The sequence below is a fragment of the Streptomyces sp. NPDC052064 genome (assembly GCF_055585925.1).
Genome location: NZ_JBVJJE010000004.1, coordinates 40,377 through 66,826 on the forward strand (window position 1 = coordinate 40,377; position 26,450 = coordinate 66,826).

Sequence of the window (26,450 nt, forward strand, 5' to 3'; positions counted from 1 at the left end):
CACCTCCCAGGCCCTTGAGGCGCTGGGGGGAGGCACGACTTGCCCGCAGCTGAGGCGGTTCGCGCCTGCGCGCAGCTGAGATGGAGCACAAAGGTGGGCCCCCGGCCTGTGGCCAGGGGCCCTTCCCTCAGTTCCCCGGGTCAGAACAGCATGCCGTTGCCCGGAGTTGTTGCTCCGGCCAGCCAGATGATGGCCAGGAGCGTGTCGATGGCGCCCAGGACCAGGGCGACCACGGCCGTGGCCGGGCGGGAGCCCGACCAGGTGCGGCCCATGGCGAGCCAGCCGCAGACGATCGCCACGGGGCCGAGGATGATCCCCAGCACGAAGAATCCGGCAATCGCGCAGATGACACCGATGATTCCGAGCGTCGCGCGATCCGGCCCGGTCCGTGACCACGTCCGGCCACGTGAGCGGGGGTGCCTGCGCGTACCGTGTCCGAAGCTCGCCATCATCAACTCCCGTAAACCCTCGATCGGTTGGGGTTCGGTTCGGGTACGACATGGCGAGTACCCCCAAAACGGGCCTCAATCCCGCTGCTTGCGCGCTGCCCCCCTCCAGCAGCGCGCCGCAGCGTCCAGCCTCCATGCCCTGCGGAGGACGTCACCCACTGTGACCTGCGATGCCCGCCGGAGGGGAGGGGTCGGCGGTCTTGTTCACCCTGATAGGCGAACACCCGGGAAAGACCGTCAGATGTGCGCCGCGCCCGCGCCGGCGCCCGCGTTCTCACCGCGCTTGGTGAGGAACGCCACCAGCACCGCGACCACGGCGACGCCGGCAGCGACGAGGGACGCCGCGCTCATGCCGGAGATGAACGTGTCGTGCGCGACGCCCGCGATCTTCGCGGCGATCGCGTCCGGCGTGCCCGGCGCCACCGGCGGGACACCGACCTGGACGGCCTCGGACGCCTGGTGCTCCTGCTCCGGCGTCAGCGGCGGAAGGCCCGCCTTCGTCCAGTTGCCCGCGAGATCGCTGTTGACCTTGGAGGCCATCACCGCGCCCAGCACGGCCGTACCGAGGCTGCCGCCGATCTGCATGGCGGCCTGCTGGAGACCGCCCGCCACGCCCGACAGCTCCATCGGGGCGTTGCCGACGATGACTTCGGTCGCACCGACCATGACCGGCGCGAGGCCGAGGCCCAGCAGGGCGAACCAGAGCGACATGACGCCGCTGCCGGTGTCCGTCTCCAGGGTCGACATCCCGTACATGGCGATCGCGGTGAGCGCCATACCGCCCGCGAGCGGGACACGGGGACCGACCTTGGTGATCATCGCGCCGGCCAGCGGCGAGCCGACGATCATCATGCCGGTGAGCGGCAGCAGGTGCAGACCCGCGTCGATCGGGCTCATGCCGTGCACGTTCTGGAGGTAGAAGGTCACGAAGAACAGGCCGCCCATGAACGCGATGGCCATCAGCACCATCAGCACGACACCGGCGGACAGCGCCACGGAGCGGAACAGCGCGAGCGGGATCAGCGGCTCCTTCACCTTCGTCTCCCAGAAGGCGAACAGCGCGAAGCCCAGCACGGAGGCACCGAGGAACGCCAGCGTCTTGGCGTCGCCCCAGCCCCACTCGGACGGCGGGGCCTTGATGAGCGCCCACACCAGGCAGAACACGGAGGTCGACAGCAGGGCGATGCCCAGGATGTCGAAGGAGCGCGGGGCGTTCTCGGCGCGGTGGTCGAGGAGGATCCAGACGCCGAGGACGACGGCGAGGACACCGACCGGCACGTTGATGAAGAACACCGACTGCCAGTTGACGTGCTCGACGAGCACGCCGCCGAGGATCGGGCCGCCCGCGGTGGACGCGCCGATGACCATGCCCCAGATGCCGATCGCCATGTTGAGCTTCTCGGCCGGGAAGGTGGCCCGCAGCAGGCCGAGCGCGGCCGGCATCAGCAGCGCGCCGAACAGGCCCTGCAGGACGCGGAAGACGACGACGAAGGCGATGCTGTCGGACAGGCCGATGGCGCCCGAGGCGGCGGCGAAGCCGACGACGCCGATGAGGAAGGTCTGCCGGTGACCGAAGCGGTCACCGAGCTTGCCCGCGGTGATCAGGGAGACCGCGAGGGCGAGGAAGTACCCGTTGGTGATCCACTGGACCTCGGCGAACGTGGCGCCGAGGTCCTTCTGTATGGCCGGGTTGGCAATGGCCACGATGGTGCCGTCGAGGGCCACCATCATGACCCCCACAGCGACGGTGATGAGGGTGAGCCAGGGGTGCCCTCGCAGCCCCTTGCCCGGCGTCGCGCCCGACGGCGACGCCGGTGTCCTGCCCCCCGACCCCGTCGTGTCGATGGTGGTCTGACTAGTCATGCCGCGAGGCTAATGACAGCCACTGACAATTGACAAACCAATTCACTAGTCGGTAACTGACACGACACCGTCCCTATAGCCTGAACAGGGCAAACCCTTCAGAGAAAGGCACCTCTTGAACCTGCGCGAACGCAAGAAACGGCGCACCCGGGACGCGCTGCTGCGGGCCGCCCTGGAACTGTTCGCCACGCGCGGGTACGAGGAGACGACCGTCGACGACATCGCCGCCGCCGTCGACGTCTCGCAGCGCACCTTCTTCCGCTACTTCGCCGGCAAGGAGGAGACGGCGTTCTACGTGACGCGGCTCGCGGAGACGCAGGTCGTCGAGGCCGTACGGGCCCGCCCACCGGGCGAGGCCCCGCTGGAGGCGCTGCGCCGGGCCCTGCTGGAGAGCTGGGACGCGATCAACGAGACGATCGAGGAGATCGTGCCGGTCGACCTCCACATGCGCGTCTACCGGGTGATCGAGTCGACTCCCGCACTGCTCGCCGCCCATCTGCGGCGGGCGGCGGAACTGGAGGAGGAGCTCGCGCGCATCATCGCCGAGCGAGAGGGCCTCGACGTGGACGCGGATCCGCGGCCCAGGATCATCGTGGCACTCTTCGGCGGGGTGATTCGCGTCACCGAGCGACTGTGGTCCGCGGGGGACGACCTCAGCCTCGAGGGAATGCGCCAACTGACCGCCACCTACCTCGATCAGGTGGGCCCCGCCCTGGCCGGGAACTGGCGTACGGAGCAGTCCCCTTAGCACATACACCGAAACGTGATCCCGGTCACTTGGTTAACGCGAGACCCCTTCGTTCTCCTAGTGTGTCCTTTCAGTGACTTCCTTCGACACCACCCCGCAGCTGAACGTCTGGCGCGCACTGCTCGCTCTGGCCGTCGTGTTCGTGATGCTGGCGACCACCGGCTGGACCGCCCTGCGCAACCAACGGGGCGACACACCGCTCCAAGCCTCGCTCTCCGCCTGGGAGCACGGGCGCATCGGCGGTCACCGGCTGCCGGACCCGCAGTCACAGCCGACGAAGCTGGCCCGTTTCTTCTCCTCGCTCACCGAGCGGGACCGCGCGAGCCTGGTCCGCGAGTACCCGCTCGCGGTCGGCAACATGAACGGCGCACCGGTCGAACTGCGCTACCGCGCCAATCGCATCGCGCTCGGCCAGGCACGCGAGGTCGAGCGGGAACGCCTGCACGACAGCCGTCTCACCGCGGCCGGGAAGCACGAGGCGAGCCGCCGGATGCACCGCTTCGACGACCTCACGGAGAAGGGCCGCCACATCCTCGCCTTCGATCCCGAGGGCTCGGGGCGGGTGGCGGAGGTCTTCGGCGACCTGCGCGAGGCGGACCGGGTCTCGGTCGTCGTGCCCGGCGTGGACACGGACCTGCTCACCTTCCAGCGCACCCGCCGCAAGTACTCGGCGCCCGTCGGCATGGCCGAGTCCCTGTACGCGGCCGAGCGGACGGCGAGCCCCTCGACCCGTACGGCCGTGATCGCCTGGGCCGACTACACGGCGCCCAGCGGACTCGGCATCGACTCGGCCACGGCGATGCGCGCCGAGGAGGGAGCCGTACGGCTGAACGCGTTGGTGCGGGCGCTGCCGGGCAGCTCTCCGGTCTCGCTGTTCTGCCACAGCTACGGCTCCGTGGTGTGCGGGGTCGCCGCTCACTCGCTGCCGGACCGGGTGTCCGACATCGCGGTGGCCGGCAGCCCCGGCATGCGCGTCGAGAAGGCCGCCCAACTGCACACCACCGCCCGGGTGTGGGCGATGCGGGACGCCGACGACTGGATCCAGGACGTGCCGTACCTGGAGGTCGGCGGGCTGGGTCACGGGGCCGACCCGGTGTCCATCGGGTTCGGTGCGCGGGTGCTGTCGGCGCAGGGTGCGAAGGGTCACGCCGGCTACTTCGAGCCGGGCACGGCAAGTCTGATGAATTTCGCAGAGATCGGCGTTGGCGCATACCGCTCGGTGCACTGCGCGCACGAAGACGGCGTCTGCCGGACCGGTTTGTCCGGCACGGCGGCGGCCTGACGCGCGTAGAGGCGAAGGAACTGCGGTCTGCTCGGGAGGGGGACGGAGGAGCGCGTGCCGCATACGATGAGCCGCATGGGTGACGTACTGGCCGGAATTCATGCCGCCTGGGAGTTCGAGTCCGACTCCATGCTCATCCGTTACGAGCGGGGGATACGAACACCCAAGCTCTTCCAGGCGCTGGGGGAACGTCGTGTGCCTCTGGAGGCGATCGCCGGGGTGACACTGACACGCGGGAAACGCGGCACGGTGGTGCTGCGCGTCGAGCCGCGGCCCGGTGCGGACCCGTTGATGGAGGCGGCCGCCGGGCAGCTCAAGGACAACGGCGATCCCTACCGGCTGGTGCTTCCCGCCGAGCGGGAGGTCCTCGCGGAGTACTACGCCGAGGAGCTGCAAGCCCTGCTGACGGAGTCCGGGCCGGCCGAGCGGTTCCTCGTGGAGCCGCCCGAGGGGCCGTTGTCGTTCAAGGCGTACGACGGGAAGGCCTCGTTCGACGGGCGGACCGTGAACTTCCGGTGGTTCTGGACGGGGGCGTCGTCGGCGAAGTGGAAGGCCGGGGACCAGAGCTTCTCCGTCGGGGAACTGAACGGAGTGGAGTGGCGGTCGCCCGAGGTCTTCGAGGGGCATCTGCGGTTGTTGCGGCGCGACGAGACCGGGGCAGCTGCGCAGGCTGACCAGGATCCCGCCGCGGTGGTGTTCGGGCTGGGGTACGGGCCTGTGCACGAGTCACTGCCGTTCGCTGCGGCGGTGTTGGCGGCGGTGCGGGCGTCGAGTCCGGTGGCTGCCGTGTCCGCGGCTGGGCCGCGCCGGGATCCTGCGGATATCGCCGAGCGGATTCGGCACCTTGGGGAACTGCATCAGGCTGGATTGGTGACCGACGAGGAGTTCTCGGTGAAGAAGGCGGAGTTGCTGGCGGAGCTGTAGCTTACGCCGGGTTCCGTGAGTGGGCGGGCGCGGGTTGTGCGTGGTTGTTCGCGCACACGCGGCGGAGCCGCAGATCGTCACTGCCCCGCGCCCCCAAAAACCTCTACTCCCTGCCCGCCGAAGTGAACGCCATGTCCGCGTAGCGGTTGCCCGCCACCTGGGCCGCGATGCCGTCCAGCAGATCCAGTTGCTCGTCCGTCAGGACGATCCTGGTCGCCGCCGTGTTCTCCTCCACCCTGGACGGCTTGCGGGTGCCCGGGATCGGGATGACCGGGAGGTCGTGGACCGTCGCCTGCTGGTGGGCCCAGGCCAGGGCGATTTGGCCGAGGGAGGCGTCGTGGGCCTTGGCCACCGAGCGGATCAGTTCCAGCAAGGCCGCGTTCGACGTCGCGTTCTCGCCGGTGAAGCGGGGCTGCTGGCGGCGGAAGTCGTCGGAGGACAGGTCCTCGGCCTTGGCGAAGGAGCCCGTGAGGAAGCCGCGGCCGAGCGGGGAGTAGGGGACCAGGGCCACGCCCAGGTCACGGGCCGCGGGGACGACCTTCGGCTCGATGTCACGGCTGAACAGCGACCACTCCGACTGCACGGCCGCGATCGGGTGCACCGCGTGGGCGGCGCGGAGTTCGTCCGCCGTCACCTCGCTCAGGCCCAGGTGCTTGACCTTGCCCTCGCGGACCAGGTCGGCCATGGTGCCGACGCTCTCCTCGATCGGCACGTTCACATCGCGCCGGTGCATGTAGTAGAGGTCGATGACGTCGACGTCGAGGCGCTTCAGGCTCGCCTCGACGGCCTGGCGGATGTAGGGCGGGTCGTTGCGGATGACGCGTCGCGTCGGGTCGTCCGGGGGGATCGACAGGGCGAACTTGGTCGCGATGACGACCTCGTCGCGGTGTGCCTTGAAGAACGGCGAAAGGAACCGCTCGTTCTCGCCGGCGCCGTACGCGTCGGCCGTGTCGTAGAAGGTGACGCCCAGTTCGAGCGCTCGTTCAAGGGTGGTTCGGGACGCGTCCGCGTCCGAGGGGCCGTAGCCGAAGCTCATGCCCATGCAGCCGAGGCCCTGGACGCCCACCTCGGGACCGTGGTCGCCGAGCTTCGCCGTCGTGATCCTGCCGTCCGTCATCGGGACCTCTCCGACGCCAGGGCACGCCCGGCGTCCGCGTAGAAACTGATTTTCCGGTCGAGCACGGCGAGCGTGCCCCGGAGTTCGTCGATCCTGGCCAGCACGTCCTCGCGGGTCGTCTTCAACAGCTCGAAGCGCTCGCTGTAGGTGTGATCGCCCTCACGCACCAGTTCCGCGTACCGGACCATGTCGGCGACCGGCATGCCCGTCAGGCGGAGCTTGCCCACGAGGTCGAGCCAGTCGAGGTCGCGGTTGGTGTAGCGTCGCTGGCCGGTGTGGGACCGGTCGATGTGCGGCATCAGGCCGATGCGCTCGTACCAGCGCAGGGTGTGCGCCGTCAGGCCCGTCAGGGCGACGACCTCGCTGATCGTGTAGCGGTCCTCGCCGTCCGGACGCCGGTTCTGCTGGGGCGGGCCGGCGCAGCTGTCGGTCCTGGTGCCCGTGGTCTCCATCACCGTCATGACCCCAACGCTAGAACCTTGGAGTGCACTCCAAGCAAGCGCGGACGGTAAGGAATCGGCAGGACGGTTCTTGATCCGGCTGGTTAGCGTAGGGCGTCATGAGTGCCGTACGCCGCGCCCTGCCCGAGGACGCCGAGGAAGTCCTCCGCCTGCGCCAGATCATGATCGACTCGTTGTTCGGTGACCCCTCCGCCGTCTGGCACGGGGAGTCGCTCCCCACACTGAGGGCCAAACTGGGCGCATCGGACGGGGACTTCACGGCGTTCGTGGTGGATCACCCCGAACGGCCGGGGACGCTGGCCTCGCTGGTGGCCGGGACGATCGACTACCGCATCGGCAAGCCGGGCGATCCGCGGGGCATGGTGGGCTTCGTCTTCAGTGTCGCCACCGACCCGTCCGCCCGACGCCGTGGGTACGCGCGCGCGTGCATGACCACGCTGCTGGAGTGGTTCCGCGAGCGCGGCGCCCGGCGCGTGCAGCTCACCGCCTCCCCGGAGGCCCAGCCGCTGTACGTCTCCCTCGGCTTCCGCCCCAAGCCCGACCCCTTGCTGGAGCTGACGCTCTGAGCGCATAGGCTCGAACGCATGTCGCTGAAGAGCCTCGCGCTGATCGAGAACTGGCCAGTTCCCACCGCCGCGGCGGGTGCCGTACGGGCGGACGGCACCGTCCTCGGCACCCACGGACCGGCCGGACAGCGGTTCCCGCTCGCGTCGGTGACCAAGCCGCTCGCCGCCTACGCGGTCCTCGTCGCGTACGAGGAGGGGGCCGTCGAACTCGACGAGCCCGCCGGTCCGGCCGGCTCGACGGTCCGGCACCTGCTCGCGCACACCTCGGGCCTCGCCTTCGACGAGCACAAGGTCACCGCCCCGCCCGGGGAACGGCGGCTGTACTCCAACGCCGGCTTCGAGCAGCTCGGCGACCATGTCGCGACGGCGACCGACATCCCGTTCGCGGAGTACCTGCGGCAGGCCGTGCTGGAGCCGCTGGGCATGGCCTCGACGACCCTGGACGGCTCTCCCGCCAAGGACGGCGTGTCCACGGTCGAGGACCTGCTGCGGTTCGCGGCAGAAGTGCAGGCCCCGCGGCTGCTGGACCCCCGTACGGTCGCCGAGGCGATGACCGTGCACTACCCGGGTACGAAGGGCGTCCTGCCGGGGTACGGGCACCAGAACCCCAACGACTGGGGGCTCGGCTTCGAGATCCGCGACTCCAAGTCCCCGCACTGGACGGGCTCCTCGTCCTCGCCGCGCACGTTCGGGCACTTCGGGCAGTCCGGAACGTTCCTGTGGATCGACCCCGACGCGCGGGCCGCGTGTGTCGCGCTGACGGACCGGGCGTTCGGGCCGTGGGCGATCGAGGCGTGGCCGGCGTTCACGGACGCGGTACTGGCCGACCTCTAGGACATCTCCCGGACCAGCGACTCGGCGTCTAGGACATCTCCCAGACCAGCAACTCGGCGTCGGTCACGCCCTCGGCCTCCAGGCCCTTGGCGTCGGTGATCCGGGCCGCGTCGCCGGCGCCCAGCGTCTCGCCGTCCAGGCGTACATCACCGCGCACGACGTGCACGTACGCGAACGCCGCGTCCGGTACGGCCGTCCGCTCCCCCACCACCAGGCGCCGGACGTGCAGCATCGCTCCGGCCTCCGGGACGGCGTAGGGCGTCGAGTCGGCGATGCCGTGGACGACCTCGTAGTACGGGTCGCCGCCAGGTCGGAGCGGGGCCAGCCACATCTGGACGAAGGTGAGTGGACCGGGGCCGTCGTTGCGCTCCACGTGGCGCACCCCGCCCGCCGAGCTCAGCCGCTGCACGTCTCCATGGCGCACCACCGACTCGTGCCCGGTGGAGTCCCGGTGCGTCAGCTCGCCCTCCACCACCCACGTCACGATCTCGGTGTGGCTGTGCGGATGCTCGTCGAAGCCGGCGCCGGGCGCCAAGTGCTCCTCGTTGCAGGCGATCACCGAGCCGAAACGGAGGTTGTCCGGGTCGTAGTGGGGGCCGAAGGAGAAGGCGTGCCGGCTCTCGATTCCGGCCGCCGGGTCACCGCCCTGGTAGCGCTGATCAGCGCGCCGAATGTCCATCACGGAGTCCACCGTAGACCCGGCGACGCACCTTCCCGTCCGGATAAGGCAGTCTTGTCCCCGTGCCCGAACCCGAAACCGGCAAGAACGAAGCCGCAGCCCACGACGTCCACCCGCATGCCGCCACGCTGAAGCGGCTGGAGAAGTCGTCCGGATCGCTCGCCGCGCAGGCCATCGCGCGGATGGACGAGACGCTGCCCTGGTACCGGGCCATGCCCCCTGAGAACCGTTCCTGGATCGGTCTGGTCGCGCAGGCGGGTATCGCCGCCTTCACCGAGTGGTTCCGCCATCCGGACGCCCCGCAGGCCATCTCCACCGACGTGTTCGGAACCGCGCCACGAGAGCTGACCCGGGCGATCACGCTGCGGCAGACCGTGGAGATGGTGCGCACCACCATCGAGGTCATGGAGAGCGCGATCGACGAGGTCGCGGCACCGGGCGACGAGAACGTGCTGCGCGAGGCCCTGCTCGTGTACGCCCGGGAGATCGCCTTCGCCACCGCCCAGGTGTACGCGCAGGCCGCCGAGGCGCGCGGTGCCTGGGACGCCCGGCTCGAGTCCCTGGTCGTGAACGCCGTGCTCAGCGGTGAGGCCGACGAGGGTGCCGTGTCGCGGGCCGCCGCCCTCGGGTGGAACTCGCCCGAGCATGTGTGCGTGGTGCTCGGGACGGCGCCCGACGGGGACAGCGAGTTGACCGTCGAGGCCATACGGCGCGCGGCCCGGCACGCCAAGCTCCAGGTGCTCACCGGGGTGCTCGGCGAGCGGCTGGTCGTCATCGCGGGCGGCAGCGACAACCCGCTGGCCGTCGCCAAGTCGCTCATCGGCCCCTTCGCGGCCGGGCCGGTCGTGGCGGGCCCGGTGGTGCCGGATCTGCAGGCCGCGACCCGGTCCGCGCAGGCCGCCGCGGCGGGGCTGAAGGCGTGTTCCGCCTGGCAGGACGCCCCGCGTCCGGTGCTGGCGGACGACCTGCTGCCGGAGCGGGCGATGGCAGGCGACCCCTCGGCCCGTGAGCAACTGGTGGAGGAGATCTACAGACCGTTGGAGGAGGCCGGGGCCGCGCTCCTGGAGACCCTCAGCGTCTATCTCGAACAGGCGAGCAGTCTCGAAGGCGCCGCCCGGATGCTTTTCGTCCATCCCAACACCGTCCGCTACCGGCTTCGACGTGTGACTGACGTCACCGGCTGGTCACCCTCCGATGTACGCTCTGCCTTCACGCTGCGGATCGCGCTGATCCTGGGGCGTCTGGTCGATGGAGATCTCCAGCCCTAAGGTTTTGTGGAAGCTCGACAAAACCCCCTCGTGTTCTTCGTCCCTGTCCTCACGGGCGGCCGTGCCCGTACCCAAGAGAGAGTGTGAGAGTGCTCGTACTCGTCGCTCCCGGCCAGGGCGCCCAGACGCCCGGCTTCCTGACTGCATGGCTCGACTTCCCCGGTGTCCGCGGTGCCCTCGAGGCCTGGTCCGACGCCGTGGGACTCGACCTGATCCGTTACGGCACCGAGGCAGACGCGGAGGAGATCCGCGACACCGCGGTGGCGCAGCCGCTGCTGGTCGCGGCCGGCATGGCGTCCGCGGCCATGCTGTTCGATGACCCGGTCGACGGCCGGCGGAAGATCGGCGCCATCGCCGGGCACAGCGTCGGCGAGTTCACCGCCGCCTCGATCGCCGGGGTCCTCCCCCACGAGGAGGCCCTCCGTCTGGTCCGCACCCGCGGGCTCGCCATGGCCGAGGCCGCCGCCGTCACCGAGACCGGCATGGCCGCCCTCCTCGGCGGCGACCCCGAAGTGACGGTTCCGCACCTGGAGAAGCTGGGCCTGACCCCGGCGAACATCAACGGCGCGGGGCAGATCGTCGCGGCCGGCACCAAGGAGCAGCTCGCCGCTCTGGAGGCGGACAAGCCCGAGGGCGTGCGCAAGGTCGTCGCGCTGAAGGTGGCCGGTGCCTTCCACACCCACCACATGGCCCCCGCGGTCGAGACGCTGGCGAAGGCCGCCGCCGAGGCCCGGGGCACCGGTGACCCGAACATCACCTACGTGTCGAACAAGGACGGGCAGACCGTCGCCACCGGCACCGAGGTGCTCAACCGTCTGGTCGGCCAGGTCGCCAACCCGGTCCGGTGGGACCTGTGCATGGAGACCTTCAAGGAACTCGGCGTCACGGCCCTGATCGAGGTGTGCCCCGGCGGGACCCTCACCGGCCTGGCCAAGCGTGCCCTGCCCGGTGTGAAGACGCTGGCTCTGAAGTCCCCCGCCGACCTCGACGCGGCTCGCGAGCTCATCGTCGAGCACAGTGCCTGACAAGGAGCCCGAGAGCATGGCGAAGATCAAACCCAGCAAGGGCGCCCCGTACGCGCGCATCCTCGGTGTCGGCGGCTACCGCCCGACCCGGGTCGTGCCGAACGAGGTGATCCTGGAGACGATCGAGTCGTCCGACGAGTGGATCCGCTCGCGCTCCGGCATCGAGACGCGGCACTGGGCCTCCGACGAGGAGACCGTCGCCGCGATGTCGCTGGAGGCCTCCGGGAAGGCCGTCGCGGACGCGGGCATCTCCGTCGAGCAGATCGGCGGCGTGATCGTCTCGACTGTCTCGCACTTCAAGCAGACCCCGGCAGTCGCCACCGAGATCGCCGACAAGCTGGGCACCGACAAGGCCGCCGCCTTCGACATCTCGGCGGGCTGCGCCGGCTTCGGCTACGCCCTCACGCTCGCCAAGGGCATGATCGTCGAGGGCTCGGCGGAGTACGTCCTGGTGATCGGCGTCGAGCGGCTGAGCGACCTGACCGACCTGGAGGACCGGGCGACGGCCTTCCTGTTCGGCGACGGTGCCGGCGCGGTCGTGGTCGGCCCGTCCCAGGAGCCCGCGATCGGCCCCACGGTCTGGGGTTCGGAGGGCGACAAGTCCGACACCATCAAGCAGACCGTGCCGTGGACGGACTACCGCGACGGCACGGTCGAGAAGTTCCCCGCGATCACCCAGGAAGGCCAGGCGGTGTTCCGCTGGGCCGTGTTCGAGATGGCGAAGGTCGCCCAGCAGGCGCTGGACGCGGCCGGGATCACCGTGGACGACCTGGATGTCTTCATCCCGCACCAGGCCAACGTGCGGATCATCGACTCGATGGTGAAGACGCTGAAACTGCCGGAGCACGTCACGGTCGCCCGTGACATCCGCACCACCGGCAACACCTCGGCCGCCTCGATCCCGCTCGCGATGGAGCGGCTCCTGGCGACCGGCGAGGCGAAGAGCGGCGACACCGCGCTCGTCATCGGCTTCGGGGCGGGTCTCGTCTACGCCGCGACTGTCGTTACCCTCCCCTAGGCACTCTGTGCCGGATCATGCGATCCGGCACAGGAGAAACACCTGCCACACCCTCTGGAACATCTACGAAGGAGCGCCGACATGGCCGCCACTCAGGAAGAGATCGTCGCCGGTCTCGCCGAGATCGTGAACGAGATCGCCGGCATCCCGGTTGAGGACGTCCAGCTGGACAAGTCCTTCACCGACGACCTGGACGTCGACTCGCTGTCCATGGTCGAGGTCGTCGTCGCCGCCGAAGAGCGCTTCGACGTCAAGATCCCGGACGAGGACGTCAAGAACCTCAAGACCGTCGGCGACGCGACCGACTACATCCTCAAGCACCAGGGCTGATCGACCGATCAGGCCTTTGGGCTGACTGCCCCGCCACCCGGCGGTGGCGCCGCTTAATCCTCGTATCCGTTGGAGAAAGAATTCCCGTGAGCTCGACCAATCGCACCGTGGTCGTCACCGGTATCGGCGCAACCACACCGCTGGGTGGCGACGTAGCCTCTACTTGGGAGGGCCTGATCGCCGGACGTTCCGGCGTCAAGCCACTGGAGCAGGAATGGGCCGCCGAGCAGGCGGTCCGGATCGCTGCCTCGGTCGCCGTGGAGCCGACCGAGGTCATCCCCCGGCCGCAGGCCCGCCGACTGGACCGCTCTGCGCAGTTCGCGCTGGTCGCGGCCAAGGAGGCCTGGGCGGACGCCGGTTTCGAGGCGAAGGCCGGCGAGGACCCGGCCGTCGACCCGGACCGGCTCGGCGCGGTCATCGCCTCCGGCATCGGCGGCGTGACGACGCTGCTCGACCAGTACGACGTGCTCAAGGAGAAGGGCGTCCGCCGCGTCTCCCCGCACACCGTGCCCATGCTGATGCCCAACGGCCCGTCGGCCAACGTGGGGTTGGCCGTGGGTGCCCGGGCAGGCGTGCACACCCCGGTCTCCGCCTGCGCCTCGGGCGCCGAGGCCATCGGCTACGCCATCGAGATGATCCGCACCGGCCGTGCCGACATCGTCGTCGCGGGTGGTACGGAGGCGGCGATCCACCCGCTGCCCATCGCCGCGTTCGGCAACATGATGGCGATGTCCAAGAACAACGACGACCCGCAGGGTGCGTCGCGTCCCTACGACGTGGCCCGTGACGGCTTCGTCCTCGGCGAGGGCGCCGGTGTCGTCGTCCTGGAGTCCGCCGAGCACGCCGCCAAGCGCGGTGCCCGGGTGTACGCCGAGGCCGTCGGGCAGGGCATCTCCGCCGACAGCCACGACATCGTGCAGCCGGAGCCGGAGGGGCGGGGCATCTCGCACGCCCTGCAGCACCTGCTGGAGCGCACCGACCTGGACCCGGCGGAAATCGTGCACGTCAACGCGCACGCGACGTCGACGCCGGCCGGTGACATCGCCGAGTTGAAGGCGCTGCGGAAGGTGTTCGGTGACGACACCGACCACTTCGCGGTGTCCGCGACGAAGTCGATGACCGGGCATCTGCTGGGTGGTGCGGGTGGTGTGGAGACGGTGGCGACCGTGCTCGCGCTGTACCACCGGGTGGCTCCGCCGACGATCAACGTGGACAACCTCGACCCCGAGGCCGAGGCGAACGCGGATGTGGTGCGTGGTGAGGCCCGGAAGCTGCCGGTCGACGGGCGTATCGCCGCGTTGAACGACTCGTTCGGCTTCGGTGGGCACAACGTGGTGCTGGCGTTCCGGACGATTTGAGAAGGCCTGCTCTCCACCCGTACGACGTGAAGGGCCCTCACCGAGCGGTGAGGGCCCTTCACGCATTCCGAGAGGAAATCACACCACCTGGTGGAGCCAGCGGACCGGGGCGCCTTCGCCTGCGTAGCGGAAGGATTCCAGCTCGTCGTCCCAGGGCTTGCCCAGGAGTTTGTTGAGCTCGGCCTCCAGGTCCGTTTCCCCGCGCTGGCTGCGTTGCAGGGCTGCGCGCAGGCGGTCCTCGGGGATGAGGATGTCGCCGTGGATGCCGGTGACGGCGTGGAAGATGCCCAGGTCGGGCGTGCAGCTGTAGCGCTCGCCCTCCGCGGTGGGGCAGGGTTCCGCGGTGACCTCGAAGCGGAGCAGGTGCCAGCCGCGCAGCGCGGAGGCCAGCTTGGACGCCGTGCCGGCCTGGCCCTGCCAGGAGAACTCCGAGCGCCAGGTGCCCGGGGCGGCGGGCTGACGGATCCAGTCCAGGCTGACGCGCGTACCGAGCACCCCGGCGACGGCCCACTCGACGTGCGGGCACAGCGCGCGCGGCGCCGAGTGCACGTACAGAACTCCACGTGTCGTCACCGGAACCTCCGGGCAGAGCGGGACATCTTGGAAACGGGCGGAACGGCTGTGACCGGGCGGGTCACGTTGATGGCGAGGCTACCGTGCGGTGACGCAAGGAGTGTGACGTACGGTCGGTCCCGGTGCCGGGAAACGCCCGCCATTCACCCGGGGGGACGCTTGTACGGGTGTGAGCCGTTGCACCTGATCGGTCGGGAACCCTCGTGCGTTCTTATTGGTTGGGGAGACAGGCACGGCGCGGCGAGGGGATGGACCAGGGATGCGGAAGCGAAGCCACCGCTCATGGGTCGTTGTTGCCGTGGCCGTGGCGGCTGCCCTGGGGGTCGCCGGATGTGACGCCGTCGGGGGCGACTCCCCCGCCCCGTCCCGTACCGCCAAGCCGTCCCCCAAGCCCACGCCCCTCTGGGACCGCAGCCCGAGTTCCGTCGCGGCTGTGGGCGACTCCATCACCCGTGGGTTCGACGCCTGTGACGTGCTGTCGGACTGCCCGGAGGCGTCCTGGGCGACCGGTGCGAGCCCCGAGGTGGACTCCCTCGCCGTACGGCTGCTGGGGCGGGCCGGGGCCGCGGAGCGGAGCTGGAACTACGCCGTGACCGGGGCGCGGATGGCGGACCTGCCCGGGCAGGTCGCCCAGGCGGTGCGGCGGAAGCCGCAGCTGGTGACGGTGATGGTGGGGGCGAACGACGCCTGCCGGGCCACCCCCTCGGCGATGACCCCGGTCACCGAGTTCCGCGCCGACTTCGAGGACTCCCTGCGCAGCCTGCGCAAGGCGCTGCCCAAGGCCCAGGTGTTCGTGGCGAGCGTGCCGAACCTGAAGCGGCTGTGGTCCGAGGGCCGCACCAGCCCGATGGGCAAGCAGATCTGGCAGCTGGGCATCTGCCCGTCGATGCTGGGTGACGCGGATGCCCTGGACTCGGCGGCGAACCTGCGGCGGAACACGGTGCAGAAGCGGGTGGAGGACTACAACAAGGTCCTGAAGGAGGTCTGCGCCGAGGACAAGCGGTGCCGCTACGACGGGGGCGCGGTGTACGACTACCGCTTCGGCACCGCCCAGTTGAGCCGCTGGGACTACTTCCACCCGAGCGTGAACGGACAGGCCCGGTTGGCGGAGATCGCGTACCGGACCGTCACGGCGGAGCGACCCTGACCCGAGGCCTGACTTAGAGTTCCGCACATGAACGAACTCTTCGGCACACTTTCCGACGGCACTCCGGTGCACCGCTGGACCCTGGAGCGGGCGGGCGTCCGGGTGCGGATCCTGTCGTACGGCGGGATCGTTCAGTCCGTCGAGGTGCCGGACCGGGACCAGCGGGCCGGGAATGTGGTGCTGGGGTTCCCCGGCCTCGACGGCTATCTCACTCATCCGGATCCGTACCTCGGCGCCCTGGTCGGGCGGTACGCCAACCGGATCGCCGGTGCTCGATTCCCGCTGGACGGGCGGACGTACGCGCTCGAACCGAACAACGGGCCGAACGCGCTGCACGGTGGAGTGCGCGGCTTCGACAAGCGGGTGTGGGAAGGGACGCCCGTCGAGCACGGTGTGCGGCTCGCGCGGGTCAGTCCGCACGGGGAGGAGGGTTTCCCGGGGCGGCTGGAGGTCTCGGCGACGTACACGCTCCAGGAGAGCGGGGCGCTGCGGATCGTGTACGAGGCGGTGACGGACGCGCCGACCGTGGTGAACCTGACGAACCACAGCTACTTCAACCTGGCCGGTTCCGGTGACGCGGGCGGTCACGAGCTGCGGCTGGCCGCCTCCCGGTACACGCCGGTGGACGCGGACCTGATCCCGACCGGCGACCTGGACGACGTGACCGGCACCCGCTTCGACTTCCGTGAGGCCCGCAAGGTCGGCGCCGGCTACGACCACAACTTCGTGCTCGACAAGGGTGCGACGGACGTACCGGCGCAGGTCGCGGAGCTGCACGACCCGGCGTCCGGGCGGGTGCTGACGGTGGCGACCACCGAGCCCGGACTCCAGCTGTACACCGCCGACCATCTGGGCGAGCCCTTCGCGCCCGGCGACGGCATCGCGCTGGAGACCCAGCACTTCCCCGACTCCCCGAACCGGCCGGAGTTCCCGAGCACGGTGCTGCGGCCGGGTGAGGTGTACCGCTCGGAGACGGTGTACGGGTTCGGCACCCGCTAGGGGCCGGGCAGGGACGAGCCCCGGTCCAGGGGTCAGGTCCCGGACCGGGGCTGCTCGGTGGGGAACTTGTCCCGGATCAGACGTTAATCGTCGCGGTGATCCTGCGGTCCATGATCGAGCGCCCCACCTGGATCTCGTACGAACCCTTCACAAACGACCACGACATGGTCGTCTCGTCCCAGATCTCGAAGGCCCGGCGCGGCAGTTCGACCCTCGCTTCGGCGCTTTCGCCGGGTCCGGCGTCCACGCCCGCGAAGCCGGCCAGCCAGCGTGCCGGGCGGGTGGGGTCGGGCTCGCTCGGGGCGAGGTAGAGCTGGACGACCTCGTGGCCGGGGCGGTCGCCGGTGTTGCGGAGGCGGACCTTCGCGGTGGTTGCGCCGGCGGCCCCTTCGACCTCGACCGACTCGTAGGTCCAGTCGGTGTAGCCGAGGCCGTGGCCGAAGGGGTAGGCGGGGGTGCGGCCCTGCTTCTCCCAGGCGCGGTAACCGATGAAGACGTCCTCGTCGTACGGGAGTTCGCCGTTGTCCGGGACGACCCGGGTGACCGGGGCGTCGGTCAGGGAGCCCCAGGTGGTGGGCAGGCGGCCGCCGGGCTCGTGGGCGCCGGTGAGCACGTCCGCGAGGGCCGCACCGCCCTCCTGGCCGGGGAACCAGGTGAGGAGCACGGCGGCGACGTCGTCGCGCCACGGCATTTCCACCGGGGAGCCGGAGTTGACGACCACGACGGTATGGGGGTTGGCGGCGGCGACGGCGCGGACCAGGTCGTCCTGGCGGCCGGGGAGGCGCAGGTCCGTGCGGTCGAAGCCCTCCGACTCGACGCGGTCGGTGGTGGCGACCACGACGACAGCCGTGTCGGCGGCCCGGGCGGCCGTGGCGGCCTCGGCGATGAGCTCGTCGGGGTCGCGCTGCGGGTCCTGGTGGGCGAGGGTGAAGCCGATGGTCCGCATGGGGTGGTCGCTGGTCGGCGGGACGGTGTAGGTCAGGGAGACCTCGACCGGTTCGCCCGTGGTCAGGTCGACCCGGGCGTGGGGCACCGGGGACCCGAAGAACGCCGCGAAGGGGTCGCCGTCCTCGGCGGGGCGCTGGACGTCGTCGAAGTACGTGGTGCCCGCGACGGTCAGCCGGAAGGGGCCGAGGCCCTTGATGCCGAAGGTGTGCGTGCCGGTCTCGCGCGGGGTGAAGGTGCCCGTCAGCTCGACGGTCGTCAGGGTTTCGTGGGTGACGCCGTCCGGGAGGTCGTCGCCCATCCACTGGATGTGGCCGCCGGCGGCCGAGCGGGTGCCGAGGACGGTGCCCGCGCTGTCGCGGCAGACGGCGCGCAGGTCGAAGCCCTGGTCGGCGACGGGGAGTTCGGTGTTCGGGTCGGCGCCGAGGGCGTAGGTGAGGCTGCCGTCGGGGAGGGCGGCGGTGAGGCCGTCGAACGGGGAGACGGTCCGGGCGGGGAAGACGGTGGCGGAGCCACCGCCGAGGACGCGGGCATCGCGGGCGGCGGCGCCGATCAGCGCGATCCTGCCGGGCTTCAGCGGCAGCGCGCCGTTCTCGTTGCGGACGAGGACGAAGGAGCGGCGGGCGATCTCACGGGCGAGCGACTCGCCGTGGACGGGCGCGGGCAGGTCGGTGACGGCCGGTTCGGCGCCCTCCAGGATGCCGACGCGGGCGGCGAGGCGCAGTACGCGGCGGACCGCCTGGTCGACCCGGGCCTCGTCGGCCTCACCGTCCCGTACGGCCTGCGCGAGGGCCTCGCCGTAGACGGTCCCCGGGCCGGGCATGGCGATGTCGAGGCCGCCGGCGAGGGCGCCGGTGGTGGAGCGGGCGGCGGTCCAGTCGGAGACGTTGATCCCGTCGAAGCCCCACTCGCCGCGCAGGACCTCGTTGACCAGGTGGTGGTGCTCGGTCATCGTCGTGCCGTTGACCGTGTTGTAGGCGGTCATGATGCCCCAGGGGTGGGCGTTCTCGACGATCGCCTCGAAGGGGGCCAGGTACAGCTCGCGCAGGGCGCGTTCGCCGACGAGGTTGTTCACCGTGAGGCGGTCGGTCTCGGCGTCGTTGGCGACGAAGTGCTTGACGGTGGTGCCGACGCCGCCGGACTGGACGCCCCGGACGTATTCGGTGCCGATCCGCCCGGTGAGGTAGGGGTCTTCGCTGTAGGCCTCGAAGTGGCGGCCGCCGAGCGGGGAGCGGTGCAGGTTGACCGTGGGGGCGAGCAGGACGTGGACGCCCTTGCGGCGGGCCTCCTGGGCCAGCAGCACACCGGCCCGGTGGGCGAGCCCCGGGTCCCAGGTGGCGGCGAGGGCGGTCGGTGAGGGCAGGGCGACGGACGGGTCGTCGGCGCTCCAGTGCACTCCGCGGACGCCGATCGGGCCGTCGGACATGACCAGTGAGGCCAGCCCGGCCTCCGGCAGCGCGGGCAGGCTCCACATGTCCTGGCCGGCCAGCAGCCGCGTCTTGGCGTCCAGGTCGAGTTTGCCGAGGGCCGCCTCGACGGCCGCCTCGCGTCGTACGTCTGCTGTCTCCGCCACGTCGCCACCTCCACGTCGAGAGTCGCTGGATGCCGACATCGTGCCCGCGTTACCTGTAATGCGGTAGGTTTCGTTATCTTCTCGCAATAATTCGGCGTTCGTCATGTCGTACGGTGACGCCATGACGGCCAGGACCAGAAGCGAGGAACGGCGCGCGGAGATCGTGCGGGCCGCTCTGGAGGTGATCGCCGAGCGCGGTTACCGGGGAACGAGCCTGGCAGCGGTCGCCGAGCGGGTCGGACTCACCCAGCAGGGGCTGCTGCACCACTTCCCGGCCAAGGAAGCGCTCCTGGTCGCGGTGCTCCAGGACCGGGACCGCTGGGACGCGATGCCCGCCGGCCGGCTGCGGCTGGACCTGCTGGCCTCGCTCGTCGAGTACAACGCGATGCGGCCCGCCATCATCCAGACCTTCTCGGCACTGCTCGGCGAGAGTGTCACGGAGGGCCATCCGGCGCGCGCGTACTTCACGGAGCGCTACACCGACGTCCGCGCCGCCATGGCCGAGGTGCTGCGCGCCGAGTACGGCGACCGCCTGCCGAGCGGCCTCACCCCCGAGCGGGCCGCACCCCTGCTCGTGGCGATCCTGGACGGCCTTCAGTACCAGTGGCTGCTGGACCCGGAGTCGGTGGACATGGCGTCCGCGTTCCGGGACTTCCTGACGCTGCTGGGCGAGAGCACCGACTGAACTCGCCACGCGGGTCCCGCCCATGGCGTGGGCCCCGCCCGTCACGCGATACTGCGGCCTTCCGGCACCTCGCCACCGCAGACCCCACCGCGACGGAAGGCCTGAACCCCCTTGAATTCCATACGCGTTCGCCTCGGCGTCCTCGGCCTCGCCCTGCTGACCGGCTTCGCCACCCCGACGGCCGCCGGCGCCGCCGAGGCGGCCCCCTCCCCCACCGTCGAGGAGCAGCGGCTCGGCAGAGCCGTCCCGCAGGAGGTCCTGCGCCGTTCCGGATTCGACACCGTCGCCCCGCGGTTGGCCCGGGCACTCGATGCGGCCCGCTCCTACGGGGAGGCCCGCCGGGCCGTGACCCGCGAGGGAACGGAGCTGTGGCGGCGGGCCGTCGACAGGGCGCAGGGGCGTGGTCCGGCGGGCGGGGACCTCAGCCGGGACGACGACCGGCCGCTGTACTGGGCGCGGCTCGGCATGACGCGTGACGTGCGCACCTGGGAGCCGGAGTTCGGCCTGACGGGTGGTCAGCGCGCCGCGCTGCTGGATGAACTGGAGCGCACCTCGCGCGGCCAGACGGCCCTGAGCTACCCGCACGGCAAGGGCCTGAAGCGGATCCTGGTCACCGGCTTCGACCCGTTCACCCTGGACCGGGACATCCGTATCTCCAACCCGTCCGGCGCCACGGCGCTCGCCCTCGACGGCACGGTGGTCGAGACGGCGGACGGCCCGGCCCGGATCGAGACGGCGGTCTTCCCGGTGCGCTGGCAGGACTTCACGGAAGGCACGGTGGAGCGGACGCTGCGGCCGTACCTGCCGAGGGTCGACCTGTTCGCGACCGTGAGCCAGGGGCGGGTCGGGCGGTTCGACGTGGAGCGGACCAACGGGGCCTGGCGGGGCGGCTTCGCCGACAACGACGACATCGGCCGCACGGAGACCGTCCCCGTCACCGACCCGGCCTCGCAGCCGCAGTGGACGACGACCACGCTGCCGTACCGGGCGATCGTCGCCGCGGACACCGGCCGTTTCCCCGTGTACGACAACACCGGTGTCACCGAGATCCCGGCGGGCGGCACCGGGCCCGTCGTCCGCCCGGACGGGCCGACCCCCGGCTCGACCGCCCGGCAAGGCGGCGGCGGTGACTACCTCTCCAACGAGATCGCCTACCGGGCGACGCTGCTGCGGGACCGGCTGGGGCTGCACGGCGTCCTGCCGGGCGGGCATGTGCACACGCCCGTGCTCCAGTTCGGCGCCGGGAACACCACTGAGGTCACCGACCCGGAGTTCGTGCGGAACCGGCTGGACATCATCAGGCAGGTGAGGACGATCCTGAAGGTGGCCGCTGAAGAGTCGTGACGGACTGATCGTCCTCCTCGCCACCCTCTTGGATCTCCTCGCCCAGCAGGTCCCGCGCCATGAGGGTGGCGCCGGCGACCGCGCCGGGCATCAGGAACACCGCGACGAACGGGACCAGGAAGGCCACGGCCAGCGGCGTGCCGAAGCCCCAGACCAGGGTCTTGCGGGAGCGCAGCAGGCCCAGGCGGGTGCGCAGTTCGACGCTGCGGCGCTGGAGGGCGACGGCGGTCAGTTCCTCGGTGAGGAAGAACCCGGTGACGAAGAACCCGATCACCGGTACGACCGTCTGGCCGACGACGGGGATGAAACCGCACGCGAACAGCAGCACGCCCCACAGGGCGGCCCGTACGACGATCCGGAGGCTGTCCCGGGCCGAGATCCACAACTCGCGCCAGAGCGGCAGGCCCGACTCGGGGGCGTAGCCGTCCGGGGACACGTCCCGGTCGACCTTCTCGGAGAGGTTCTCGTAGAAGGGCTGCCCGACCAGCAGCGTCACCGCGGTGAACGTCACGACGGCGAGGAGCAGGGCGAGGGCGAACAGCACGGCGGTCAGGAAGCCGCGGAAGAGCCCGAGCCATGGGCTCGACCAGTCGTCTGCGAACGGAGTCGCCCAGGCGACGGCGTCCTCGCCCCACAGGGCCAGCCCGACGAGCGCCGCCGCGTACAGGACGAGGGTGATCAGGCCCGGGAGCAGCCCGAAGCCGTAACTCTTGCCGTGCCGGGCCACCCATCGCTGGCCCTTCAGCAGGTACCGGAAACCCACCCTGAGATCGCGCATGGGAAAACCCTATCGGTGCTGGTGTCGCACCCTTGACGCGTTCCGGTCACACCGAGGTCACAGGCCGCCCGGGAGGGGCCATCCGGGTCACCGGTGACACCAAGGCGGCCTTGTTGCCGTTGAGTCGAACCGGTACACCTCGCCGTACCGATCTCAGGAAGCCCCGGAGGAGGTACGCGTGCGCACCACGAGAACCGTTCCTGCGAGACCTGTACTGATCGTCACCCTCACGCTCGCCACGGCGGGTTCACTTCTGCTGGGCCCCGACGCCGCCGGCGCGGACCCGAAGCCCGTCACCCGCGAGGGCGCCGCCGTGGACGACCACGCGGCCCAGGCTCCGGCGAGCGCGGCCCGGCGCGCACTGGCCGCGGAGACACCCGCCGGGGCCTCCACCGCGGCGCCCGCCCGCGGCTACCCCCGCCGCCAGATCCTCTCCCCCGACCCGCGGAACCCCGGCGACAAGTCCCTGAAGCTGGGACTCACTCCGTACCACGCGATCGCCCCGAAGCTGAACTCTCTGCAACGCCTCGGCGACCGGGTCAGCGTGGAGGTGACCGGCCGCTCGTCCGGCGGCCACCGCCTCTACCTCGTCACCGTCACCGCCCCGGAGACCACCCGTCAGGCCCGCGCCCAGGAGCGCATGCGCGAACTGATCGAGAACGCGCCCGCGGCGGCCGCCAAGTCCCCTGAGATCAAGCGCGCTTACAAGACCCCGGTCTTCGTCAACAGCAACATCCACGGCAACGAGTGGGAGGGCACGGACGCCTCCCTGAAGCTCGTCGAGCAGCTCGCGACGGCGAAGGACGCCAAGACCCGCGACCTGCTGGCGCACAGCCGCCTGTACTTCAACATCACGGCCAACCCGGACGGTCGTATCGCGGGCACTCGCGCGAACGCCAACGGCTTCGATCTGAACCGGGACTTCGTCACCGCCTCCCAGCCCGAGACCCGCGCGATGCGGCGGATCGAACTGGACAAGCAGCCGGCCGTCCTGCTCGACCTGCATGGCTACGTCAACGGCACCCTCATCGAGCCCACCACTCCCCCGCACGGCGAGAACTACGAGTACGACCTGTTCCTGAAGAACAGCTACGCCAACGCCCTCGACATGGAGTCCGCCGTCAACGCCCTCGGCTACACACCCGCGAAGGACGGCGTCGAACCGGCCCAGATCCCGTTCCGCGACCAGGAGGAGGGCTGGGACGACTGGCCGCCGATCTTCACCCCGCAGTACGCGGCCTTCCACGGCACGGTCGCCGCGCACACGGTGGAGATCCCGCTGGCCGTGAACAACGAGGAGTACGACGAACTCCCCGTCGCGGAACTGCGCCGCCGCTCGGCGGTCAACACGGCCGTGGCGGGCGCGGCGATCCGCGCGACCCTGGACCACGTCCGGGAGCACCGCAGCTCGCTCATCGCCGACCAGATCGAGGTCTTCCGCCGCGGCGCGGCCGGCGTCCCGCAGGTACCGGTGTCACCGGAGACGGTCCCCGGCGTCCCCGGCATCGGCCCGGAGGACGTCTACACGACCACCTTCCCGCGCGCCTACGTCATCCCGCCCGGCGACTCCCGCACCCAGCGCTCGGCCCCGGCCGCGGCGCGCCTCGTCGACCACCTCCTCGCCAACGACGTCCGCGTCACCCGCGCCACCCGCCCCTTCCGGTTCGCCGGACGGACGTATCCCCGGGGCTCGTACGTCGTCGACATGCGCCAGCCCAAGCGCGGCATGGCGAACGTCCTGCTGGCCGACGGCCGGGACATCAGCGACAAGGTGTCGGTGATGTACGACATCTCCGGCTGGAGCCTGGGCCGCCTGTGGGGCGCCACGGTCGAGCAGGTGCCGTCGGGCAGCCTGCGGGGCGCGCCCCTGCGCCCGGTCACCGAGGCCACACCGGTCGCCCATGTGCCCGCTCACGGCAACCTCCGCCTGCGCCTGACCGACCCGCGCGAGGTCGCGGCCCTCAACTCCCTCCTCCAGCAGCGCGTTCCGGTACGCCAGGCACCGGACGGCAGCGCGATCGTCCCGGCCTCGGCCCGCCGCGAGGCGGTCGCGGCCGCCCGCACGCACGACGTCTCCTTCACGGCGACGCGGCTCAACGGCGGCACGCCTCTGCACCGCCTCCGGGTCGCCGCCGCCGTCACGCCGGGCGAGCTCTTCGCCCTGCGGGAGATGAACTTCGACGTCACACCGGTCTCGACGGCCGTCCTGAACGCGGGCTTCGACTGGTCCGGCACGGATGTGCTGTTCGTGTCCGCCGGCCTGGACCACTCCGCCCTGACCGCCCCCGCACGCAGGGCCCTGGACGCCTTCCTCGACGACCACGGCCTGGTCGGCCGGGGCGCGAGGGGAGCGGCGCTGAACGCGGCGGCGGACCGGCTGCCCGTCAAGCCTGTCGAGGGCAACACGGACGCGAACGGCGTCGTACGAACGGAGAACACCGGCCGCCTCACGCACGACGCTCCCGCGCACGCCTTCGTCTACGCCCCGTTGTGGTTCACCGACCTCGGCCCCGGCGTGCGAGTGGAGCAGTCGTACGCGACCGGGAATCCGCTCGTCTCCGGACACTGGCGCCCGCTCCGGGACGGCACCGGCGGCCCCGCGGCGGCAGCGGGACAGGCCTCGGTGGTCAGCGGTGGCCGGACGGTCCTGTTCGGCACCGAACCCCTCTTCCGACACCACCCCAAGGGGGAATTCCCGCAGGTGGCGAGGGCATTGTTCACAGTGGCACACAGCGGTTCAGTTGAGGAGAGCGGATGACGCAGGAGATCCACGGCACGGTAGCCGACGGCTTCCAGGGGGTGCGCGAGGAGTTCGCCGCGTTCGTGGCCGGGGAGCGCCCCGACTACGAGGGCCAGCTGTGCGCCTACGTCCATGGCCGCAAGGTGGTCGACCTGTGGGCGGGGACCGACGCGGACGCCCTCTACGGCGTGTTCTCGTCCACCAAGGGAGCCGCCCACCTGGTCGTCGCCCTCCTCGTCCAGGACGGCACGCTCGAACTGGACCGCAAGGTGACGTACTACTGGCCGGAGTTCGCGGCCGAGGGCAAGGGCGCCCTGACCCTGCGCGATCTGCTCGCGCACCGGGCGGGCGTGGTCGGCACGGACACCGGCTTCACCCTCGCGGAGCTGGCCGACGACCGCCAGCTCGCCGAACGCCTCGCCGACCAGCGGCCGTTCTGGCGCCCCGGCACGGCGTTCGGCTATCACGCGCTGGTCAGCGGGGCGCTGGTGGGCGAGGTCGTACGCCGGGCCACGGGCCGCACGCTCCAGGAGGTCTACCAGGAGCGGATCAGGGCCCCGTACGCCCTGGACTTCCACCTCGGCCTGCCCGCACCGCACGAGCCCCGCTTCCGCAGCACCCAGCCGATGGCTCCGACCCCGGACCAGCAGGCCCTCCTCGACGCCACGCCCACGGGTCCGCACACGCTCGCCTCGATCGCCTTCAACCGCAACGCCACGGAACCGACCGACCTCGCCTCGCTCCCCAACATGCCGCTGATCCGCGCCAAGGGCCCGGCGTCGGTGGGCGGAGTGGCGTCCGCGCGGGGCCTGGCCGGGATGTACGCGGCGGCGATCAGCGAGGTGGGCCAGCAGGCGCCGCTGCTGAAGCCGGACACGGTGGCGGAGTTCGGCCAGTTCCACTCGGTCGGCTACGACCTGGTGGCACGTGCCCACAAGTCGTTCGGCCTCGGCTTCCAGACCACGTCCGACGTGGCGCACCCGTTCCTCGGCGCCGGGACGATCGGGCACAGCGGCGCGAGCGGCTCGCAGGCCTTCGCGGACCCGTGGAGCGGCCTGGCGTACGGCTACACGCGCCGCCGTTTCGCCTTCCCGGGCGGCGCGGCCCCGGAGAACGACCGCCTGGCGCAGGCGATACACAGGGCGGCGCTCGCCCTCTGACGCCCGGGCACGGGCGGAGGCCGCACCCCACGTCCAAGGGTGCGGCCTCCGGTTACGCAACGACTGCGGTCAGACCAGCGTCACGGTGATGTTCCCGCGGGTCGCCTTCGAGTACGGGCACACCTCGTGGGCCTTCTCGATCAGCGACCGGGCGGTCCCCCGGCCCACCTTGGGAATGTCGGCGGAGATCTCGACGATGATCCCGAACCCGTCCCCGTTCTTACCGAGGCCGACCTTCGCGGTCACGGTCGAACCGGTGAGGTCGGCGCCCTCCTGACGGGCGACGACACCGAGCGCGCCCTGGAAACAGGCGCTGTAGCCGGCGGCGAACAGCTGCTCCGGATTGGTCCCGGCGCCGCTCCCGCCCATCTCCTTCGGCGGGTTGACGACGACGTCGAGCTGACCGTCATCGGTGGCGACCCGGCCGTCGCGCCCGTTCTCGGCGGTGGCGACGGCGGTGTACAGGACGTCGGACTGCTGGATCGGCATGCGGTTGTGTTCCTTCGGTCGTCCGCCGCGACTCGCGCCCGGGCCGGGACGGATTCGGAAATAAGTTACCGCATGCCGGAATCCTGAAGGAAGGC

25 protein-coding genes are annotated in these 26,450 nt (G+C 71.0%); 16 read left to right on the forward strand and 9 right to left on the reverse strand.

The annotated features are described in order from the left end of the window. Positions 1 to 140: 140 nt before the first annotated feature. Both ACZ6TU_RS11450 and ACZ6TU_RS11455 read right to left on the reverse strand, forming a co-directional pair. A complete protein-coding gene (locus ACZ6TU_RS11450; RefSeq protein WP_469547890.1) occupies positions 141 to 452 on the reverse strand; it encodes a small hydrophobic protein in 312 nt (103 codons plus the stop codon). 234 nt (positions 453 to 686) lie between these two features. Further along, a complete protein-coding gene (locus ACZ6TU_RS11455) occupies positions 687 to 2,312 on the reverse strand; it encodes an MFS transporter (RefSeq protein ID WP_469547892.1) in 1,626 nt (541 codons plus the stop codon). A 115-nt stretch (positions 2,313 to 2,427) separates the two neighbouring features. Between ACZ6TU_RS11455 and ACZ6TU_RS11460 the strand changes: the two genes are divergently transcribed. From ACZ6TU_RS11460 to ACZ6TU_RS11470, 3 genes are all read left to right on the forward strand, one after another. Next, positions 2,428 to 3,060: a TetR family transcriptional regulator gene (locus tag ACZ6TU_RS11460; RefSeq protein WP_469547894.1), complete on the forward strand. Its 633-nt coding sequence runs from the start codon at positions 2,428 to 2,430 to the stop codon at positions 3,058 to 3,060. 73 nt (positions 3,061 to 3,133) lie between these two features. Continuing rightward, positions 3,134 to 4,342: an alpha/beta hydrolase gene (locus ACZ6TU_RS11465; protein WP_469547895.1), complete on the forward strand. Its 1,209-nt coding sequence runs from the start codon at positions 3,134 to 3,136 to the stop codon at positions 4,340 to 4,342. Between the two features lie 66 nt (positions 4,343 to 4,408). Further along, positions 4,409 to 5,266 carry a DUF4429 domain-containing protein gene (locus ACZ6TU_RS11470; RefSeq protein ID WP_467669107.1) on the forward strand — a complete coding sequence of 286 codons (858 nt, stop codon included), beginning with the start codon at positions 4,409 to 4,411 and terminating at the stop codon, positions 5,264 to 5,266. A 103-nt stretch (positions 5,267 to 5,369) separates the two neighbouring features. On the opposite strand, the gene ACZ6TU_RS11475 is transcribed toward ACZ6TU_RS11470, so the two are convergent. Continuing rightward, complete coding sequence (locus ACZ6TU_RS11475) at positions 5,370 to 6,383, reverse strand: aldo/keto reductase (RefSeq protein WP_467668973.1); 1,014 nt, start codon at positions 6,381 to 6,383, stop codon at positions 5,370 to 5,372. After that, positions 6,380 to 6,844, reverse strand: a complete 465-nt coding sequence (locus ACZ6TU_RS11480) for a MerR family transcriptional regulator (protein ID WP_436728784.1) — start codon at positions 6,842 to 6,844, stop codon at positions 6,380 to 6,382. The genes ACZ6TU_RS11475 and ACZ6TU_RS11480 overlap by 4 nt, the downstream gene beginning before the upstream one ends. Before the next feature lie 98 nt (positions 6,845 to 6,942). Between ACZ6TU_RS11480 and ACZ6TU_RS11485 the strand changes: the two genes are divergently transcribed. Beyond that, the gene (locus ACZ6TU_RS11485) at positions 6,943 to 7,410 is read left to right on the forward strand and encodes a GNAT family N-acetyltransferase (RefSeq protein ID WP_467668970.1); all 468 of its coding nucleotides are present in this window, start codon (positions 6,943 to 6,945) and stop codon (positions 7,408 to 7,410) included. An 18-nt stretch (positions 7,411 to 7,428) separates the two neighbouring features. Continuing rightward, on the forward strand, positions 7,429 to 8,244 hold the full coding sequence (locus ACZ6TU_RS11490; protein ID WP_467668968.1) for a serine hydrolase domain-containing protein: 816 nt from the start codon (positions 7,429 to 7,431) through the stop codon (positions 8,242 to 8,244). A 28-nt stretch (positions 8,245 to 8,272) separates the two neighbouring features. Here the strand turns inward: ACZ6TU_RS11490 and ACZ6TU_RS11495 are convergent, their stop codons facing one another. Further along, on the reverse strand, positions 8,273 to 8,923 hold the full coding sequence (locus ACZ6TU_RS11495; RefSeq protein WP_467669105.1) for a pirin family protein: 651 nt from the start codon (positions 8,921 to 8,923) through the stop codon (positions 8,273 to 8,275). 62 nt (positions 8,924 to 8,985) lie between these two features. On the opposite strand from ACZ6TU_RS11495, the gene fasR reads away from it, so the two are divergent. The 5 genes from fasR (at position 8,986) to fabF (ending at position 13,922) form a co-directional block, all read left to right on the forward strand. Beyond that, the gene (gene fasR, locus ACZ6TU_RS11500; protein ID WP_467668966.1) at positions 8,986 to 10,191 is read left to right on the forward strand and encodes a fatty acid biosynthesis transcriptional regulator FasR; all 1,206 of its coding nucleotides are present in this window, start codon (positions 8,986 to 8,988) and stop codon (positions 10,189 to 10,191) included. A gap of 89 nt (positions 10,192 to 10,280) precedes the next feature. Continuing rightward, on the forward strand, positions 10,281 to 11,216 hold the full coding sequence (locus ACZ6TU_RS11505; RefSeq protein WP_467668964.1) for an ACP S-malonyltransferase: 936 nt from the start codon (positions 10,281 to 10,283) through the stop codon (positions 11,214 to 11,216). Positions 11,217 to 11,232: 16 nt separating this feature from the next. Continuing rightward, positions 11,233 to 12,234 carry a beta-ketoacyl-ACP synthase 3 gene (locus ACZ6TU_RS11510; RefSeq protein WP_469547898.1) on the forward strand — a complete coding sequence of 334 codons (1,002 nt, stop codon included), beginning with the start codon at positions 11,233 to 11,235 and terminating at the stop codon, positions 12,232 to 12,234. Between the two features lie 81 nt (positions 12,235 to 12,315). Beyond that, the gene (locus tag ACZ6TU_RS11515; RefSeq protein WP_003989952.1) at positions 12,316 to 12,564 is read left to right on the forward strand and encodes an acyl carrier protein; all 249 of its coding nucleotides are present in this window, start codon (positions 12,316 to 12,318) and stop codon (positions 12,562 to 12,564) included. An 86-nt stretch (positions 12,565 to 12,650) separates the two neighbouring features. Continuing rightward, entirely contained in the window at positions 12,651 to 13,922 is a 1,272-nt protein-coding gene (gene fabF, locus ACZ6TU_RS11520) for a beta-ketoacyl-ACP synthase II (protein ID WP_467668960.1), read from the forward strand. 78 nt (positions 13,923 to 14,000) lie between these two features. On the opposite strand, the gene ACZ6TU_RS11525 is transcribed toward fabF, so the two are convergent. Then, positions 14,001 to 14,495: a DUF3145 domain-containing protein gene (locus tag ACZ6TU_RS11525; protein ID WP_469547901.1), complete on the reverse strand. Its 495-nt coding sequence runs from the start codon at positions 14,493 to 14,495 to the stop codon at positions 14,001 to 14,003. A gap of 259 nt (positions 14,496 to 14,754) precedes the next feature. Here ACZ6TU_RS11525 and ACZ6TU_RS11530 point away from each other — a divergent pair, with 259 nt between their 5' ends. Both ACZ6TU_RS11530 and ACZ6TU_RS11535 read left to right on the forward strand, forming a co-directional pair. Further along, positions 14,755 to 15,642, forward strand: a complete 888-nt coding sequence (locus ACZ6TU_RS11530; protein ID WP_469547903.1) for an SGNH/GDSL hydrolase family protein — start codon at positions 14,755 to 14,757, stop codon at positions 15,640 to 15,642. A gap of 27 nt (positions 15,643 to 15,669) precedes the next feature. Beyond that, entirely contained in the window at positions 15,670 to 16,641 is a 972-nt protein-coding gene (locus tag ACZ6TU_RS11535; protein ID WP_467668956.1) for an aldose epimerase family protein, read from the forward strand. Positions 16,642 to 16,717: 76 nt separating this feature from the next. Here the strand turns inward: ACZ6TU_RS11535 and ACZ6TU_RS11540 are convergent, their stop codons facing one another. Continuing rightward, positions 16,718 to 19,198 (reverse strand): beta-glucosidase H, encoded by a 2,481-nt coding sequence (locus ACZ6TU_RS11540; RefSeq protein WP_469547905.1) that lies wholly within the window; start codon positions 19,196 to 19,198, stop codon positions 16,718 to 16,720. Positions 19,199 to 19,262: 64 nt separating this feature from the next. Between ACZ6TU_RS11540 and ACZ6TU_RS11545 the strand changes: the two genes are divergently transcribed. Together ACZ6TU_RS11545 and ACZ6TU_RS11550 are read left to right on the forward strand one after the other, a co-directional pair. After that, a complete protein-coding gene (locus ACZ6TU_RS11545) occupies positions 19,263 to 19,844 on the forward strand; it encodes a TetR/AcrR family transcriptional regulator (protein ID WP_467668952.1) in 582 nt (193 codons plus the stop codon). A gap of 111 nt (positions 19,845 to 19,955) precedes the next feature. Then, a complete protein-coding gene (locus ACZ6TU_RS11550) occupies positions 19,956 to 21,188 on the forward strand; it encodes a pyroglutamyl-peptidase I (RefSeq protein WP_469547908.1) in 1,233 nt (410 codons plus the stop codon). On the opposite strand, the gene ACZ6TU_RS11555 is transcribed toward ACZ6TU_RS11550, so the two are convergent. Beyond that, positions 21,142 to 21,966 carry an EI24 domain-containing protein gene (locus ACZ6TU_RS11555; RefSeq protein WP_467668948.1) on the reverse strand — a complete coding sequence of 275 codons (825 nt, stop codon included), beginning with the start codon at positions 21,964 to 21,966 and terminating at the stop codon, positions 21,142 to 21,144. The two genes, ACZ6TU_RS11550 and ACZ6TU_RS11555, sit on opposite strands and share 47 nt — an antisense overlap. Before the next feature lie 178 nt (positions 21,967 to 22,144). Between ACZ6TU_RS11555 and ACZ6TU_RS11560 the strand changes: the two genes are divergently transcribed. Both ACZ6TU_RS11560 and ACZ6TU_RS11565 read left to right on the forward strand, forming a co-directional pair. Then, positions 22,145 to 24,724 carry a M14 family zinc carboxypeptidase gene (locus tag ACZ6TU_RS11560; protein WP_469547910.1) on the forward strand — a complete coding sequence of 860 codons (2,580 nt, stop codon included), beginning with the start codon at positions 22,145 to 22,147 and terminating at the stop codon, positions 24,722 to 24,724. Then, entirely contained in the window at positions 24,721 to 25,866 is a 1,146-nt protein-coding gene (locus ACZ6TU_RS11565; RefSeq protein WP_469547912.1) for a serine hydrolase domain-containing protein, read from the forward strand. The genes ACZ6TU_RS11560 and ACZ6TU_RS11565 overlap by 4 nt, the downstream gene beginning before the upstream one ends. A 69-nt stretch (positions 25,867 to 25,935) precedes the next feature. Here the strand turns inward: ACZ6TU_RS11565 and ACZ6TU_RS11570 are convergent, their stop codons facing one another. Further along, a complete protein-coding gene (locus ACZ6TU_RS11570) occupies positions 25,936 to 26,355 on the reverse strand; it encodes an organic hydroperoxide resistance protein (RefSeq protein WP_467668942.1) in 420 nt (139 codons plus the stop codon). Positions 26,356 to 26,450: the final 95 nt, after the last annotated feature.